Source organism: Paenibacillus sp. AK121, from assembly GCF_019042715.1.
GTDB classification, from domain to species: Bacteria; Bacillota; Bacilli; order Paenibacillales; family Paenibacillaceae; genus Paenibacillus; species Paenibacillus polymyxa_C.
Map to the genome: position 1 here is coordinate 122,087 of NZ_JAHPJM010000010.1, position 16,644 is coordinate 138,730.

At 47.0% G+C, this 16,644-nt stretch carries 12 protein-coding genes; all 12 read left to right on the forward strand.

Features of this window, described 5'->3' with window-relative positions; translation table 11 throughout:
- Window positions 1–338 precede the first annotated feature (338 nt).
- The 12 genes from KSP24_RS17850 to cyoA all read left to right on the forward strand — a co-directional run bounded on the left by KSP24_RS17850 (window position 339) and on the right by cyoA (window position 16,623).
- The gene (locus KSP24_RS17850) at window positions 339–1,745 is read left to right on the forward strand and encodes a cytochrome ubiquinol oxidase subunit I (protein ID WP_025674770.1); all 1,407 of its coding nucleotides are present in this window, start codon (window positions 339–341) and stop codon (window positions 1,743–1,745) included.
- Entirely contained in the window at window positions 1,732–2,745 is a 1,014-nt protein-coding gene (cydB, locus tag KSP24_RS17855) for a cytochrome d ubiquinol oxidase subunit II (RefSeq protein ID WP_216976101.1), read from the forward strand. Before KSP24_RS17850 ends, cydB begins: the two co-directional genes overlap by 14 nt.
- A complete protein-coding gene (gene cydD / locus KSP24_RS17860; RefSeq protein ID WP_216976103.1) occupies window positions 2,745–4,499 on the forward strand; it encodes a thiol reductant ABC exporter subunit CydD in 1,755 nt (584 codons plus the stop codon). Before cydB ends, cydD begins: the two co-directional genes overlap by 1 nt.
- Entirely contained in the window at window positions 4,480–6,279 is a 1,800-nt protein-coding gene (cydC, locus tag KSP24_RS17865) for a thiol reductant ABC exporter subunit CydC (protein ID WP_216976105.1), read from the forward strand. Before cydD ends, cydC begins: the two co-directional genes overlap by 20 nt.
- 144 nt (window positions 6,280–6,423) lie before the next feature.
- Entirely contained in the window at window positions 6,424–6,840 is a 417-nt protein-coding gene (locus KSP24_RS17870) for a cupredoxin domain-containing protein (RefSeq protein ID WP_013373114.1), read from the forward strand.
- 381 nt (window positions 6,841–7,221) lie between these two features.
- Window positions 7,222–8,235, forward strand: coding sequence for an ABC transporter permease (locus tag KSP24_RS17875; RefSeq protein ID WP_058711493.1), 1,014 nt, complete (start codon window positions 7,222–7,224; stop codon window positions 8,233–8,235).
- 15 nt (window positions 8,236–8,250) lie between these two features.
- On the forward strand, window positions 8,251–9,153 hold the full coding sequence (locus KSP24_RS17880) for a carbohydrate ABC transporter permease (RefSeq protein ID WP_040102855.1): 903 nt from the start codon (window positions 8,251–8,253) through the stop codon (window positions 9,151–9,153).
- A 62-nt stretch (window positions 9,154–9,215) separates the two neighbouring features.
- A complete protein-coding gene (locus KSP24_RS17885) occupies window positions 9,216–10,910 on the forward strand; it encodes an ABC transporter substrate-binding protein (protein ID WP_216976107.1) in 1,695 nt (564 codons plus the stop codon).
- A gap of 105 nt (window positions 10,911–11,015) precedes the next feature.
- Window positions 11,016–13,487 (forward strand): glycoside hydrolase family 95 protein, encoded by a 2,472-nt coding sequence (locus KSP24_RS17890; RefSeq protein ID WP_216976109.1) that lies wholly within the window; start codon window positions 11,016–11,018, stop codon window positions 13,485–13,487.
- Window positions 13,484–14,830, forward strand: a complete 1,347-nt coding sequence (locus KSP24_RS17895; protein WP_058831074.1) for a GH1 family beta-glucosidase — start codon at window positions 13,484–13,486, stop codon at window positions 14,828–14,830. The genes KSP24_RS17890 and KSP24_RS17895 overlap by 4 nt, the downstream gene beginning before the upstream one ends.
- 222 nt (window positions 14,831–15,052) lie before the next feature.
- On the forward strand, window positions 15,053–15,301 hold the full coding sequence (locus KSP24_RS17900; protein WP_013373107.1) for a hypothetical protein: 249 nt from the start codon (window positions 15,053–15,055) through the stop codon (window positions 15,299–15,301).
- Between the two features lie 353 nt (window positions 15,302–15,654).
- A complete protein-coding gene (gene cyoA / locus KSP24_RS17905) occupies window positions 15,655–16,623 on the forward strand; it encodes a ubiquinol oxidase subunit II (protein WP_064963572.1) in 969 nt (322 codons plus the stop codon).
- Window positions 16,624–16,644 lie beyond the last annotated feature (21 nt).

The window sequence follows — 16,644 nt, forward strand, 5'->3', positions numbered from 1 at the left end:
AAGAGAGGCTCTTTTTATATATATTGAAAAAAGACAGATCAATAGAAAATGTCACATTGATTATGGAATTTAGGGCATTTTCGTAGAAAAGCCATCGTTATGACACAACTTTGACACGATGTTCACATTTTTGATTCAATTTCATTTAAATTTATTCTATATAATGGGGATAATCTGAAGCCCGGTTATGGCAACCATGGCAAGTTAGCTGAGTGAGTCATTTCCTAAAAAAGTGGCGGTTTCATATGTAATAGTGTGAATATAATCACAAATACAAAAGACTTCAGATCACAAACATTAAATCATTGTTAGGGGAAGTACAGGGGAGGAGCATCATCATGGACGTATTGGATTTGGCACGGTTGCAGTTTGCAACCACTACGATTCTTCATTTTGTTTATGTGCCAATCTCCATTGGATTGTCATTGTTGGTGGCAATTATGGAGACTATGTATGTTATCAAGAAAAAGGATTTGTACAAAAAAATGGCTCAATTCTGGGGGACATTTCTGCTGATTAACTTTGCGCTAGGGGTAGTCACCGGGATTTTGCAGGAGTTCCAGTTCGGAATGAATTGGTCGGACTTTTCCCGTTTTGTCGGTGATGTATTTGGTACGCCGCTAGCCATTGAAGCATTGCTCGCATTTTTCCTGGAATCGACCTTTATCGGTCTATGGGTATTCGGTTGGGAAAGATTATCCAAAACTGTCCATTTAATTTGCATGTGGCTAGTAGCGATCGGTACGATGCTCTCGGCTTTGTGGATTTTGGCTGCCAATTCATTCATGCAACGTCCTGTAGGATATGGGGTTGTAAATGGCCGGGCAGAAATGCAGGATTTTGCTGCCTTGTTAACGAACGAGCAGCTTTTGTGGGAGTATCCTCACACCATTTTTGCTGCCATTGCAACCGGTGCTTTCCTCGTAGCAGGTATTAGTGCTTGGAAGCTAATGCATAAAAAGAATATGGACTTTTTTAAACCTTCTTTTAAATTGAGCATTATTGTTGCATTAATCTGTGCCATTGCTATTCCTTTGTTTGGTCATGGACAGGCTCAATATTTGATCAAAACACAGCCCATGAAGATGGCAGCCAGTGAAGCTCTGTGGGGAGACAGCGGCGATCCGGCGCCTTGGACGGTTATTGCAAATATTGATCCTGATAAGCAGGAAAATACCTTTGAGATTAAGGTTCCGTTTGCACTGAGCTTTCTGTCGTATAGCAAGTTTTCTGGCTCTGTGCCTGGTATGAAGGAACTTCAAGCACAGTATGAAAAGACCTACGGTCCAGGTGATTATATTCCGCCTGTCCGTACGACCTTCTGGAGCTTCCGCATTATGATTGCGGCAGGATGTGCCATGATTGCACTTGCTCTGTACGGAGCTTACCTGAGTTTTCGACAAAAATTGGAGGGCTCACATCGTTGGTTCTTCCGCCTTATGCTGTGGGGGATATCGCTCCCGTTCATTGGGAATACAGCAGGCTGGATCATGACAGAAATGGGACGTCAGCCGTGGACTGTGTTTGGCTTGCTTCAAACGAAAGATTCTGTTTCACCTACCGTTGTAGCAGGAGAAGTGCTGTTCTCCCTGATTGCATTTACGACGCTGTATCTCATTTTAACGGGTGTGCTGGCATTCCTGTTTGCTCGCACCGCTCGTAAAGGCCCAGATATTGAGCCGCATCAGCATACAGTCATTCATGATCCATTTGCTCAAGGAGGTGACAGCATTGTCGTTAAATGATTTATGGTTCTTATTGATCGCAGTGTTGTTTACAGGCTTCTTTTTTCTAGAGGGCTTTGATTTTGGCGTGGGGATGGCAACAGGATTAGTGCCGCGTAATGACCAACAAAAACGTTTGATGATCAATACGATTGGTCCATTCTGGGATGCCAACGAAGTGTGGCTGATTACAGCAGCAGGTGCGATGTTTGCCGCTTTCCCGCATTTTTATGCAACGATGTTCAGCGGATATTATCTGGTATTTGTGTTTATTTTGCTAGGTTTGATCTTGCGAGGAGTCTCCTTTGAGTTCCGTGGCAAGGCCGAAGGAAAAGGGTGGACAGGAACGTGGGATACTTGCATTCTGATTGGCAGCTTCCTGCCGCCGATGCTGTTTGGTATGGCCTTTGCGGCTTTGGTGAAAGGTGTACCTATTCAGCAAAACATGGATTTGAAAGTCGGATTTTTGGATGTGTTCAATGGATACACCGTATGGATTGGACTGACAGTGGTCGGAATGTGCCTCATGCACGGGCTGACGTTCATTTCTCTGCGGACGATTGGTGAAGTCAGAGATCGTGCTCGTGTGATCGCGTCCAAATTTCTTCCGGTGCTGGGAATTCTACTTGCTGGTATGGTGGTATGGAGTTATTTTGCAACGGATTTATTTGCACGTCGCGGTCCCTTTATGTATGTTGCGGTTGCGGTGGGAATTCTCGCCTATGTGCTGACATGGTATTTCCTGAGGCAGCGCCGCGAAGGGTGGGCTTTCGGGATGACAGGTGTCATCATTTTGCTAAGCTTCGTTTCGTTATTTGTTGGCTTGTTCCCAAGATTTATGGTGAGCTCGATCAACAGTGCTTTTGATTTGACGATATATAATGCAAGCTCCAGTCATTACACACTGAAAGCCATGACGATTGTTGCAGCAACGCTTTTACCCTTTGTGTTGGCTTATCAGGCGTGGAGCTATTTTGTTTTCCATAAGCGTCTCAGTGAGAAGGATCATCTGGAATACTAATGGATAAAGCCTGGTTTGAATTAAAGGGCATTCGGCCAGTAATGCTGCTGCTGGCCGCCCTTTCCCTGCTCCAGGGAGCAGCGGTAATTGCACAAGCCATCTTTTTGGCAAAGGCTGTAACGGTTTTGTTTAATAAAAATCCGCTGGTAATGGCTTGGCCATCGCTGGCGTTGTTTTTCGCGGCTTTTGCAGTGAGGCATACGATGATCTGGCTGCAACGCCGGACAGCCGGTCGTTTCGCCGAAGCAGCAGGCGCTTCCTTAAGGGAGCGTCTGCTTGCGCGTTTGTTCGAGCGGGGTCCGAGTTTTGCCGCGCAGGAAGGAAGCGGCAAGTTGGTGACGCTAGCGCTGGATGGTGTGGATCGGTTTCGCAATTATTTGGAAATATCCATTCCTCGTATAATAGACATGATGGCTGTAACCTTACTGGTGCTTGTGTATGTTTTCACATTAGATATGATATCAGGTGTGATTTTGACGACTACGATGCCGATTTTGGTGGGCTTCTTTATTTTACTCGGCTTGGCGGCGCGAAAGCAGGCAGACAAGCAGTGGCGTTCCTATCGTCTATTATCACATCACTTCACGGATTCGCTGCGTGGCCTACAGACACTAAGGTTTTTGGGACGCAGTCGGGCGCATGGGGAAACCGTAGGGAAGGTCAGCGACCAATACCGTACGGCAACGATGCGTACGCTGCGGGTAGCGTTTCTTTCATCATTTGCCCTCGATTTTTTCAGTATGCTGTCGGTCGCTTTTGTAGCAGTAGGCTTGGGGCTGCGTCTGATTAGTGGTTCGGTGGGACTGGAGGCAGCGCTTGCGGTGCTTATTCTGGCACCGGAATATTTTATGCCTATACGCCAGTTGGGATCAGACTATCACGCCTCATTGGACGGTAAGGAGGCTTGGGGAGCGATACGCTCCATTCTCGTTGCAGAGGATGAAACGATAGAGCCGAATACAGCTAATGATAAAGGATTAGACATCACGGGGCAGGACATCCTCAAGCTGTCCGATGTGTGTTTTCTTAATGAAGACGGCTCCGCCCGGCTTGAACATGTGTCTGCAAGTGTTGAACCGCACATGAACATGATCGGCATCGTCGGAGCGAGCGGTGCAGGCAAAACGACATTGCTTAGTCTGCTTGGCTGCTTTACTGACCCCACTTCAGGTGAGCTGATCCTTAATGGATGCCGATTATCTGTGGATACCAAAGCTGAATGGCAACGGCATATTGCCTATATTCCACAGCATCCTTACTTGTTTAGCGCTACTTTGGCAGATAATATTCGCTTTTATGAACCGGGAGCATCCAACCAGCAGGTAGAGTGGGCGATTGACGCGGTTGGACTGCGTGAACTGGTGAATGGCCTTCCGGGTGGATTGAATGAGCCTATTGGGGAAGCAGGTCGGACATTGAGTGGAGGGCAGGCGCAACGGGTTGCCTTGGCGCGGGCTTTGCTTAGTAACCGTCCGATCATTTTATTGGATGAGCCTACGGCACATTTGGATATTGAGACAGAATGGGAGTTAAAACAGACCATTTTGTCCGTATTGAAACACAAAAGAATGTTTCTCGCCACCCATCGGCTGCATTGGATGCCGGATATGGATTGTGTCTGGATGATGAATCAAGGTCGTCTGGAAGAGGTAGGTTCCCATCAGCAACTAGTTGCCCAAAAGGGAGAATATTACCGATTGCTGACGGGAATGTCGGAAGGAGGGGACGGACGATATGAGAGCAACGGACAATAGTAGCCAAGGCTGGTTTTTGCCTTATCTGAAACACTATTTTTGGGCCTTTCTGGCAGCAGCTCTTTTGGGAGCGCTGTCCATTGGGTGTGCAGGCGCGCTGCTCTTTACGTCCGGCCATCTGATTACTCGTTCGGCCTTAAAGCCTGAGAATATATTAATGGTGTATGTGCCAATTGTGCTTGTGCGAACGTTTGGTTTTAGTAAAGCCGTCATTCAGTATCTGGAACGCTTGGTAGGCCATGATGCTGCGCTGCGCCTTGTGTCTCGTATGCGGGTACGCTTGTATCGGGCAGTGGAACCGCAGGCGCTGATGATTCGCAGCAAATTTCGTACAGGGGACCTATTGGGATTGCTGGCGGAGGATATTGAGCAGCTTCAAAATATCTATCTGAAGCTGGTTCTGCCTGCGTTATCGGCTTTGCTGATTTATGCAGCAGGCATCTTGGCGCTTGGCTGGATGGACGGAACATTTGCCTTGCTGATGGCGCTATATGGGGGATTTTTGCTGTTCATCGCCCCGGCTATCTCACTTTGGACCTCACTCGCCAAACGGCGTACGTTCAAGCAGGAACGGAGTAAGGCCTATCAGGAACTGACGGATGCTTTGTTCGGCATGAGTGATCTGGTGCTGAGTGGGCGGACTGGGCATTTCCTTAACACCTTTACACAACGGCACAAGAGGGCTGCCATGGTGGAAAATTCACTTCGTCGGAACGAGTGGCGTTCTCATTGGATCGCACAATGCCTTGTAGGCGGCGGAATTGTAATTATGACTGTGTGGGCCGGAGGGCTGGTAGCACAGAATCGCATTGAAGCCACATGGCTGGCATCCTTTGCTCTAGTAACTTTTCCGTTGCTGGATGCCTTCGTTCGCGCTGGAGAAGCGGTGGTTCATGCGCCGGAGTATCAGGATTCACTTCGACGGCTAAAGGATTCCGAGAAAGATACATCTGCACTTGCAGCACGATCAGATGCAGGACAACCAGCAGCAGACGATGCAGCAGATACTAAAGAAGAACAGGCTACCGCTCAGCGATTAAGCCACGGGGGAGACCTACTGCTGAACAACGTAAGCTTCCGCTATGCGGCAACGCAGGAATGGAGTGTGCATAATATCTCCCTACACGTACCCCAGGGGGGGAAGGTTGCATTGCTTGGCCGCAGTGGTGCGGGCAAGTCTACGCTGCTGAATCTGATTCAGGGAGCATTGCAACCTGATGAAGGGAGCGTCACTGTCGCAGGCGTGCCCGTATTTACAGGTGGAGCATACTCCAGTCTGTTTGCGGTGCTAAACCAGCAACCGTATTTATTCGATACGACGGTAGCGAACAATATTCGTTTAGGGCGACCCGACGCCACGCTCGATGAGGTTCGTGCAGTGACGGAGCAGGTAGGGCTTGGAGCCCTGATTGATTCTTTACCAGAGGGTTACGATACAAGAATGCAGGAGACGGGCCTTCGCTTTTCCGGTGGAGAAAGGCAGCGCATTGCACTGGCGCGGATTTTGCTGCAAAACCATCCGATTGTTTTGCTGGATGAGCCGACAGTGGGGCTTGATCCACTGACGGAGCATGAACTTATGCAGACGATGTTTCGCGTACTGGAAGGCAAAACATTGATCTGGATCACTCATCATCTCACGGGGATGAAGCATATGGACGAGGTGATCTTTATGGAACAAGGCACTATCTCCATGCGAGGCAGTCATGATGAGCTTTGGCGCGATCATGCCCGGTACCGTAATCTGTATAAGCTGGATCATCCGGGTCTGGAAAAATAGTGATGATCACCGTGTCGGATAATATGATTCATCTGCTAGAAGCTTTGAAACAAGGTATTTAAAATTTCGATTAACTTTTATATACTGGTTAGAGTTGATGCGTCACATGCTCTTGTAGACATTCAACTGGAGGGGGCTGAAAAAATGAAAACACTCATCTCTAAACATTGGCATTTAATGCTGATTGGTTTTGTAGCCCTGATCATGGGCGGGTTTGTCTTGTTTTATTTTCAGGGGAGCGTGTCGTCGTTTCCGGCCGTTCAACCTAAACAAGCTCAGGAAGAACCAGATGAAGCCAAATACGAGATTGTGACAGTAGGTGTAAAAGGGGACGGTTTCTATCCTAAAAATATTGAAGTGAAAGCCGGCGTTCCAACCAAGATCAATTTCAAGAAAATGACGTCTTTTACTTGCATTGATGAAGTACAGTCGTTGAAGATCGGAATGGACGTTTACCTGGATCACGAGAATAATTATTTTACCGTCCAGGACTTGAAACCGGGCATATATGAGTATAATTGTGGCATGTACATGTACTACGGGACGATCACAGTAAAATAAATCAAAAAAAGCTTTCTGGCACATTGATGCCAGAAAGCTTTTTTTCTTTTAACTAGGTGAATTGGGACAGTATGTGTATATATATCATCATCCAGCTGTGGTGCAATATGCACTATCCTTTACCTCTGATCAGCTTACATTAGCTGATCTTTTGTTTTTTCTTCTCTCAGGGAATTTACATGAGAACGGAGCAGGCGGAATGGTGCTGGACAAGCAACAGCGATGGGAAACACCATCCGCATGCGTAGTGGCTTCAATGTAAATCTTAATCCACTCCCCATATATCTAATTTTGAACTGATTTTTCTCCTAATTCGTCGGGTACCCGCTTCTGAGCCAGCAAAGTATGATAATAGTATCTAGAGATGAGGAGGAGCTTGTTATGGGATCTTCAACTGAAACCGCTTCCAGCGCTGATACTGCGATTCCTGAATCCAATCGGGGAAGACCGCGTAAGGCTCGCGGATCGAAGCCCGAACGCGGTGAAAAAGGCCTGTGGAACAGCGTGAAACAGCAAAAGTATCTTTACTTTATGTCCATTCCTTTCGTCATATGGGTGTTTGTTTTCAGTTATTTTCCACTATGGGGCTGGACAATGGCGTTTCAAAATTATAAACCAGCCAAATCGTTTTGGGATCAAAAGTGGGTAGGGTTGGACAACTTTATTGAGCTTTTTCAGGATGAACGTTTTTATCTGGTATTACGCAATACGCTGGCGATGAGCCTGATGGGTATTGTTTTTGGTTTTGTTGTACCTATCTTTTTTGCAATTCTGTTAAATGAGTTGCGTGGTATGCTGTTCAAGCGAGTTGTGCAGACAGTATCCTACCTCCCGCATTTTGTATCATGGGTAGTTGTGGCCGGATTGGTGACGAAAATGCTGTCCATTGACGGAGGGATTGTTAACGATATATTGGTAGCGCTTCATATTGTGGATGAACCGATTCAGTTCATGGCCAAGGGGAGTTGGTTTTGGTACATTGTAACCGCTTCCGACATATGGAAAGAGACGGGTTGGAATACGATTATTTATTTAGCCGCCATCACAGGAATTGACCAGGAACAGTATGAAGCTTCGCGTGTGGATGGGGCCAGTCGCTGGAGACAGATGTGGCATATTACACTGCCGGGTATCCGCTCGACTATCGCCATTCTGTTTATTATGGCGATTGGGCATCTGGTCAGCAATGGTTTTGAAAAGCAGTTCTTACTTGGCAACAGTCTCGTAACGGATTATTCGGAAGTGCTGGATTTGTATGCACTGAATTACGGGATTAATTTGGGCCGCTTCTCTTACGGGACGGCAATAGGCATTTTCAACTCAATGGTTAGCATTCTATTGTTGTTTACAGCGAACGGTATATTCAAAAAACTGACCAAAGAAAGCATCATGTAGGGAGGGAGAAGCGAAATGACGAATAAGGCATTTAACGCTACACGGTCAGAAAAGCTGTTTGACTTGTTCAACTATGTTCTCATGGCTCTGATCGTGGTGTTGACGCTGTACCCGTTTCTGAACGTACTGGCAATTTCCCTGAACAATTCGACGGATACGGTGCGTGGCGGTATTTATATATGGCCGCGCCAGTTTACACTTGAAAATTACAAAACGATTTTCCAATACGATGGCCTGCTTCGGGGTCTGCAGGTATCCATTTTACGTACAGTGGTTGGAACGCTGCTGGGACTCATCTGTGCTTCTATGCTTGCATTTACGCTGAGTCGGGTCGATTTCCGCGCGCGCAAGTTCATATCCACGTTTCTGGCGCTGACGATGTATTTTTCCGGCGGGATGGTGCCTGTGTTTATTTTGATGCGTGATTTGCATTTGCTGGGCTCGTTCTGGGTGTATATTTTTCCGGGGCTGATCAGCGCATTTAACGTTTTTGTCATTCGTTCCTTTATGGATGGTTTGCCATATGCGTTACAGGAGTCTGCAAAGCTGGATGGAGCAAATGACTTTACAATATATTGGAAGGTTATTCTACCGCTGTGCAAGCCTGTACTGGCGACAATTGCTCTTTTTTTAGCGGTAAATCAATGGAACGCATGGTTTGATACGTACTTGTACAACGGAACCGCCGCACAATGGACAACGCTGCAATTTGAGCTGATGAAGATACTGCAAAGTACGCAGCAAGGCGGCGCCAATATGGCGAATAACAACGATATGGCTAAGCAAATGGCTCAAATTTCGCCAGAGTCGATTAAAATGGCAATCACGATTACCGTCACGCTTCCTATTTTGCTCGTATATCCATTCCTACAAAAGTATTTTGTAGGCGGTATGACACTGGGAGCTGTTAAATCATAACAATCAAATCGTTACAGTCCATTCACAACGGTAAAATCCTACAAATGCAGGAGGTCTTGAACATGAAAAAACACTGGTCCAGATTTGCATTGATTCCCTTGCTCGCCGTATCTCTTGCAGCACTCGCAGGTTGCGGTGGAAGCGATAAAGCAGCAAAGGAAGGCTCATCCAGCGGCACAGATCCGATTACGTTTAGCTTCTTCGGAGCAGATACAAGCCCGCAATGGAATGGAATGAAAGATGAAATAGGCAAGGAAATCACCAAGAAAACAGGTGTAACCTTGAATGCGGAATTTGATGTCAGCGGCGGAGGTGGAGATGACCGAATTGCTTTGATGGCAGCAAGTGGAGAATACCCAGACCTGGTCTCTCCTAAAGCAAATATTAACAAGCTTGTGGATGCGGGGGCCATGATTGATCTGACCGATCTGATTAACGATCACGCGCCTAACCTCAAAAAGCTCTACGGTCCCTATATGGATCGGCTGAAATACAGCAATAAAGATCAAGCTATCTATGTTATTCCTACGTATGCAGGTGTTGGACAGGAGAGTTTTGATGCGACGGGAGGATTTGAAATTCAGCATAAGGTGCTTAAGGAGCTGGGATATCCCAAGGTAAGAACCTTACAGGATTTTGAAAACGTACTCAAAACCTACGCCGCCAAGCATCCGACGATCAATGGCAAAAAAACGATCCCTCTCACGCTGGATGCGGACGACTGGAGAATTATGATTACCGTAACGAACCCTGCCTTCCAGACGACTGGAGCACCAGATGATGGTGAATATTTTATTGATCCCAAAACATTTGAAGCCAAGCTTCATTATAAACGTCCGGAAGAAAAGGAATATTTCCGTTGGTTGAACCACATGTACAATGAAGGGCTGCTCGATAAAGATTCGTTTGTACAAAAAAGTGACCAATACAAATCCAAAATTGCCAGCGGCCGTGTCTTGGGTCTGATCGACCAGGAGTGGGGTTATCAGGATGCCGAAAATGCATTAAAAGCGTCAGGTAAGTCTGATGCCAGCTATGCACATTTTCCAGTTACACTTTCGGAGGAATATAAGGATCGTTCCTTTCAGGATACAGGCTTTGCGTCCGGTTATGGTGTAGGAATTACGGAAAGTTGCAAGGACCCGGTGCGGGCTATTAAATTCCTGGATTATTTAGCTTCTGATGAAGGACAGGTGCTTGTGAACTGGGGAATCGAAGGTAAGCACTATGAAATCAAAGATGGCAAACGCGTCATTCCTGCCGATGTATTGGATCAAAAAACGAACAATACAACCAGTTTCAATAAATCCACTGGAATAGACTTGTACACATTAATGAGCGGACACTATGGTGACGGAGTGAAAGACCCTACGGGGAACTACTACACTGCCAAATTCCCGGAACAAATTATCGCAGCTTATTCGAAGCCGGAGAAAGAATCACTTAAAGCGTATGGCGTAAAAACGTGGAAGGAACTGTTTCCAGACAAAGAAGAATTTGATGTGAAGCCTTGGGGCGCGGCCTATAACATAACGACAGACAATGAATCCAACTATAACGTTACATTCAAAAAAACGACAGACATTATCCGCAAACGGATACCGGAAGCGATATTAGCACCAGCTTCCAATTTTGATACGATATACGACAACATGATTAAAGAACTGGATGCCGCCGGAGCTGTCCAAATGGAACAGCAATATACGCAACTGGTGAAGGACAGAGTGGAGTTATGGAGTGGGAAAGCGTCTAAATAGCAAGTCCATTTATCCAAACTTTGAAATCTCGGAGTGACAGAGCGCATGCGCCATGGGCAACACGGGAGCAGCGCTTTGTCTGACCCTGATGAGGGAGGGTTTGACGTGACGAAAAGCGAAAGGCCACAGTCCCTGCGGTTATGGTATCGCCAGCCTGCTGAGGTATGGGAGGAAGCATTGCCAGTCGGTAATGGACGGCTGGGAGCTATGGTATTTGGCGGAATCAGGGAGGAGCATTTGCAATTAAACGAGGATACGCTCTGGTCCGGATTCCCCAGGGATGGCGTTCAGTATGATGCATTGCGATATTTAGAGCCTGCCAGAAAGCTGATTGCAGATGGAAAATACAAAGAAGCCGAACAACTAATTACTTCAAACATGCTGGGCCGCGATACAGAAGCCTACCAGCCTTTGGGAGATTTGTGGATTACGCAGGAGAACCTAGGGGAGATTGCGCATTATGAACGGGAACTGGATATGCAGACCGGAACGGCAACGGTCACTTTTCAGAGTGATGGAGTCCGCTATACTCGTGAAGTTATCGCCAGTGCACCCGATGGAGTCATTATGGTGTCACTGACTGCGAGTAAGGTCGGAAAAATCCATGCATCTGTGCGCATCACTACCCCCCATCATTGTGAGGATGAAGTTGGAGAGGATACACTTGAGAATTCCTCCAAATGGGCTAGCGATGACGATCCATCCGAGGAACCGACCAGGGACTTTATTACGTTGACTGGACGAGCGCCCAGTCATGTGGAATCTAATTATCACGGCGATCATCCACAGTCTGTCGTTTACGAAAATGATTTGGGTATGGCTTTTGCAGTTCAGGCGAGGGTTATTCCCGAGGGAGGAACCTTGACGACTGGAGATGACGGAGCATTGATCATCTCGGACGCGGATAAAATCACGGTATATTTGGCAGCAGCTACCGGATTTCGGGGATTCCAGGCTATGCCGAATAGTGATGCAACGGAGTCAGTAGAAGCATGCAAAGTCACTCTAGACGGAGCGATTTCGCTGGGAAGTGAGCAGGTGCGGCAACGCCATGAGCAGGATCACCGGAAGCTGTTTGACCGTGTTGCATTGGAACTGGGAGGTGACACACTAGCTGACGAGTCCGCTCTGCCGACCGATCTGCGATTAGAACGTTACCAGAAAGGTCAGGCAGACCTTGGGCTGGAAGTGCTGTTATTTCAGTATGGACGCTATTTGCTTATGGGCAGTTCGCGTCCGGGCAGTCAGCCCGCCAATCTGCAGGGCATCTGGAATGACCGGGTACAGCCGCCTTGGAACAGTAACTATACAACCAATATTAATACACAGATGAACTATTGGCCCGCAGAGGTGTGTAATCTTGCCGAGTGCCATGAGCCATTACTGCACATGATTGGAGAAGTCAGCCGTACGGGGCGCAGGGTTGCTTCCATCAATTATGGAGCTCAAGGATGGACAGCACACCACAATATAGATGTGTGGAGAAACGCCGGACCGTCAGGTGGCCATGCCAGTTGGGCATTTTGGCCGCTTGGGGGTGTATGGCTGACTGCTCACCTATGGGAACGTTATCTGTTCACCTTGGATACAACCTATTTGGCAGAACAGGCTTATCCGCTTATGAAGGGGGCGGCAGCCTTTTGCCTGGACTGGCTCGTGGAGGGCCCGGCTGGTCGGCTCGTAACGTCTCCATCCACATCACCTGAAAATAAATTCATCACGCCCGAAGGCGAGGATGGCAGTATATCCATGGGCTCCACGATGGACATGACGCTGATTCGGGAGCTATTAAGCAACTGTATTCAAGCCGCAGACCTGCTGGAATTAGACGATGAATTCCGCAAGCGCTGCGAAGAGACACGGGAACGATTGGTCCCCTATCAAATCGGCCGTCACGGTCAGTTACAAGAATGGTTGGTCGATTTTGAGGAAGCGGAGCCTGGGCATCGACATGTTTCGCATCTTTATGGGGTTTATCCCGGCCGACAGATCCATATCCGCGATACTCCGGAGCTGGCTGAGGCGGCCCGCATATCGTTACGCCGCCGGCTCGATCATGGTGGCGGGCATACCGGGTGGAGCTGTGCCTGGTTGATTAACCTGTACGCCCGGCTGGAAGATGGCGACACTGCGCATCGGTATGTTCGCACGTTGCTGTCGCGATCGACCTACCCTAATTTATTTGACGCTCACCCGCCTTTTCAGATCGACGGTAACTTTGGTGCGACGGCAGGCATCGCAGAAATGCTGCTGCAAAGCCGCCCGGGTGAGCTGACGCTATTGCCTGCCCTGCCATCGGCATGGCGGGAGGGAAGGGTCAGCGGCTTGAAAGGGCGTGGCGGGATTACGGTCACCATGGAGTGGTCCGGTTCGCGGCTCGTCCGTGCGGAGCTTACCGCATCTGTCCAGACGGGAAGCTGCACGATTCGCAGTGCACACCCGTTTAGCGCAGATGCTCGTCAGGCTCAGCCTGATTCCAAGTACGGAGGATTTATTTTGTCATGGATTTTTACCAAAAAGCAGGAAAAAACGAATGAATATACAATTATAATTGAGGGAGAGGGAGAGACACAATGACTATTTTTCAATTTCCGCAGGACTTTATGTGGGGTACCGCAACAGCCGCCTACCAAATCGAGGGGGCTTATCAGGAGGATGGGAGAGGGTTGTCGATCTGGGATACTTTTGCCCATACGCCTGGTAAAGTGTTTAACGGGGATAACGGCAATGTAGCTTGTGATAGCTATCATCGTTACGAAGAAGATATCCGTCTCATGAAGGAACTGGGCATTCGTACATATCGGTTCTCGGTGTCCTGGCCGCGTATATTCCCGAATGGTGACGGTGAAGTCAATCAAGAAGGATTGAACTATTATCATCGCGTTGTTGATTTGTTGAACGACAACGGGATTGAACCGTTTTGTACACTGTATCACTGGGATCTGCCACAGGCGCTACAGGATGCGGGAGGATGGGGAAATCGTCGTACAATTCAGGCATTTGTCCAGTTTGCAGAAACGATGTTCCGCGAGTTTCACGGTAAGATACACCATTGGCTCACATTCAATGAACCTTGGTGCATCGCCTTTTTATCCAATATGTTAGGAGTTCATGCTCCGGGTCTGACGAATCTCCAGACAGCGATTGATGTAGGACATCATCTGCTGGTCGCGCATGGCCTATCTGTACGCCGATTCCGCGAGCTAGGCACCAGTGGCCAGATCGGTATCGCTCCCAATGTCTCCTGGGCTGTTCCTTACAGCACCTCTGAGGAAGATAAAGCGGCTTGTGCGCGCACGATTTCTCTGCATAGTGACTGGTTTCTCCAGCCTATTTATCAAGGCTCGTATCCTCAGTTTTTGGTAGACTGGTTTGCGGAGCAGGGAGCCACCGTACCTATACAAGATGGAGATATGGACATTATCGGTGAACCTATTGATATGATCGGTATCAATTATTATAGTATGTCGGTTAATCGCTTTAATCCGGAAGCAGGATTTCTTCAATCCGAAGAAATCAATATGGGACTACCTGTAACAGATATCGGCTGGCCGGTGGAGTCACGTGGGCTGTATGAGGTACTACATTATTTGCAAAAATACGGTAACATCGATATATACATCACAGAGAACGGGGCTTGTATCAATGATGAAGTCGTAAACGGAAAGGTGCAGGATGACCGTCGAATTTCGTACATGCAGCAGCATTTGGTACAGGTACACCGGGCGATTCATGACGGCCTTCATGTTAAAGGGTATATGGCCTGGTCACTTATGGACAATTTTGAGTGGGCAGAGGGATATAATATGAGATTTGGCATGATTCATGTCGATTTTCGCACACAGGTCCGCACCCCCAAGGAAAGTTACTATTGGTATCGAAATGTAGTAAGTAATAACTGGCTGGAGACTAGACGTTAAATCAAGAGAAATGTTATGAAAATCAAGCAGATATAGGCCTTGTTTCTGCTCCCTTTTGTTTAAATAGGAGGTCCTCTGGGGTAATAATAGCCAAGATGAATTACAGATGGTTCTAGTATGTAGAGACCGGCAGGAATAATAAAATAAAAAATGTGCATACTGAAAAAAATACCTGGCGAGGGGCACTTTTTAAACTATTTTAAACTAGAGGGAGTGGAGGGTATGGCTTCGAATTTTAGAAAATCAGGATCAAGTGATAACCAAATGAGCCGCACGGTATCTGTTATTTCTTTGATCGCTTGCATTGTAGGTATTATTCTTATTTTGCTTGATATAGGGAATTTAACCGATCGTAATATCTATTTAATGACAGGCATTGGCGCCTTTGCTGCCGGAATTTTCATTTTTCTAATCGGGAAATCATTTGTCATTGCCCGTAAGAAGGAAGACCAAGAGAACGGGCATCGTTAATACAATTGAAAAAATGATGTAAAACTGATAATGAAAACAACAGCGCGGGGCTTCGAGCAGTGTAGCATGATAACTGTAAGGAGTCCCGATTTTTGCTTTAGTATAGCTTTTTTAAGATACTTCAAGATGCATAATTAACGTTTTTATATGTCATTTTTGAATTAAAAAGAAATTTTGAATTTGCAAGAGAAATTTTATTTTTAGAGAGGTTTTTCACAAAAATCGGACAAATAATCGACAATTCTGTTAACAATAAAAAAAGTGGCCGCTTTTCTGCTATCTTATATAAGGGCAAGATTACAGGAGTTCGTTAAGTTTTGAGTAATTTACTATTTTAAGGAGAGGGGAACAACATGAACAAAAAACCAAAAGCGATTATTGCGTTGGTTTTGACCGTGCTCACGGTAGCATTGCTCATCTGGACGTGTTTTTATGCTGGCGGAAAATACGTTGTTTTCGATCCGAAAGGACCAATTGGGCAAGCACAAAAAGAGCTGATCATTCTTACAACTGCATTGTCTGCGCTTATAATTGTACCGGTTATGATTTTGACCTTCTTCATCGTTTGGCGGTATCGCGATACCCCAACAAACAAGGTGAAGTATCAACCTCACTGGGATGACAGCAAAAAGCTGGAAACCACATGGTGGGCTATTCCGATTATCGTTATCCTTATTATTGCGGTCATCACTGCGAGATATACCTACTTGCTGGAGCCTTCCAAGCCGTTGGCAAGTGAGCAAAAGCCAGTAACAATTCAAGTAACTTCACTGGACTGGAAATGGCTCTTCATGTACCCAGAGGAAGGTATAGCTACAGTTAACCAAGTTCACATTCCTAAAGGTGTTCCAGTCCGTTTTGAACTGACTGCTGACGCCCCGATGAACTCGTTCTGGATTCCGCAATTGGGCGGTCAAATCTACACTATGTCAGGCATGGCCATGAAACTGCATTTGCAGGCCGATCACGAAGGAACTTACTTTGGCTCGGGTGCAAACTTTAGCGGTGAGCATTTTGGACAAATGCGTTTTGATGTAGAAGTCCAGTCGGATGAAGAGTATAAAAACTGGGTCGCTGACATCAAGAAGCAGTCTAAGCCGCTGACGAAAGACGGCTATTTGGCGCTTGCAAAACCAGGTTTGTCCCAGCCTGATGAATATTCTTCGATTCCAGACGGCTTGTTCAAAGAGATTGTTAACAAGTATGTAGTGGAAGGTGCTCCTAACCCCCATGCTGGACATGGCGGAGCTACATCCACAGAAGATTCATCCAATTCCGGCACAGAAGATCATGCTGGAATGGACATGAGCGGACACAATTAAATGATTATAGGGAAGGAGGCC

Excerpts from the sequence above, each read along its gene's own strand:
- KSP24_RS17870 (WP_013373114.1), top strand. The coding sequence starts at position 6,424 with ATGAAAACACTCATCTCTAAACATTGGCATTTAATGCTGATTGGTTTT.
- KSP24_RS17895 (WP_058831074.1), top strand. The coding sequence starts at position 13,484 with ATGACTATTTTTCAATTTCCGCAGGACTTTATGTGGGGTACCGCAACA.
- cyoA (WP_064963572.1), top strand. The coding sequence starts at position 15,655 with ATGAACAAAAAACCAAAAGCGATTATTGCGTTGGTTTTGACCGTGCTC.
- KSP24_RS17875 (WP_058711493.1), top strand. The coding sequence starts at position 7,222 with ATGGGATCTTCAACTGAAACCGCTTCCAGCGCTGATACTGCGATTCCT.
- cydD (WP_216976103.1), top strand. The coding sequence starts at position 2,745 with ATGGATAAAGCCTGGTTTGAATTAAAGGGCATTCGGCCAGTAATGCTG.
- KSP24_RS17885 (WP_216976107.1), top strand. The coding sequence starts at position 9,216 with ATGAAAAAACACTGGTCCAGATTTGCATTGATTCCCTTGCTCGCCGTA.
- KSP24_RS17850 (WP_025674770.1), top strand. The coding sequence starts at position 339 with ATGGACGTATTGGATTTGGCACGGTTGCAGTTTGCAACCACTACGATT.
- KSP24_RS17900 (WP_013373107.1), top strand. The coding sequence starts at position 15,053 with ATGGCTTCGAATTTTAGAAAATCAGGATCAAGTGATAACCAAATGAGC.
- KSP24_RS17880 (WP_040102855.1), top strand. The coding sequence starts at position 8,251 with ATGACGAATAAGGCATTTAACGCTACACGGTCAGAAAAGCTGTTTGAC.
- cydC (WP_216976105.1), top strand. The coding sequence starts at position 4,480 with ATGAGAGCAACGGACAATAGTAGCCAAGGCTGGTTTTTGCCTTATCTG.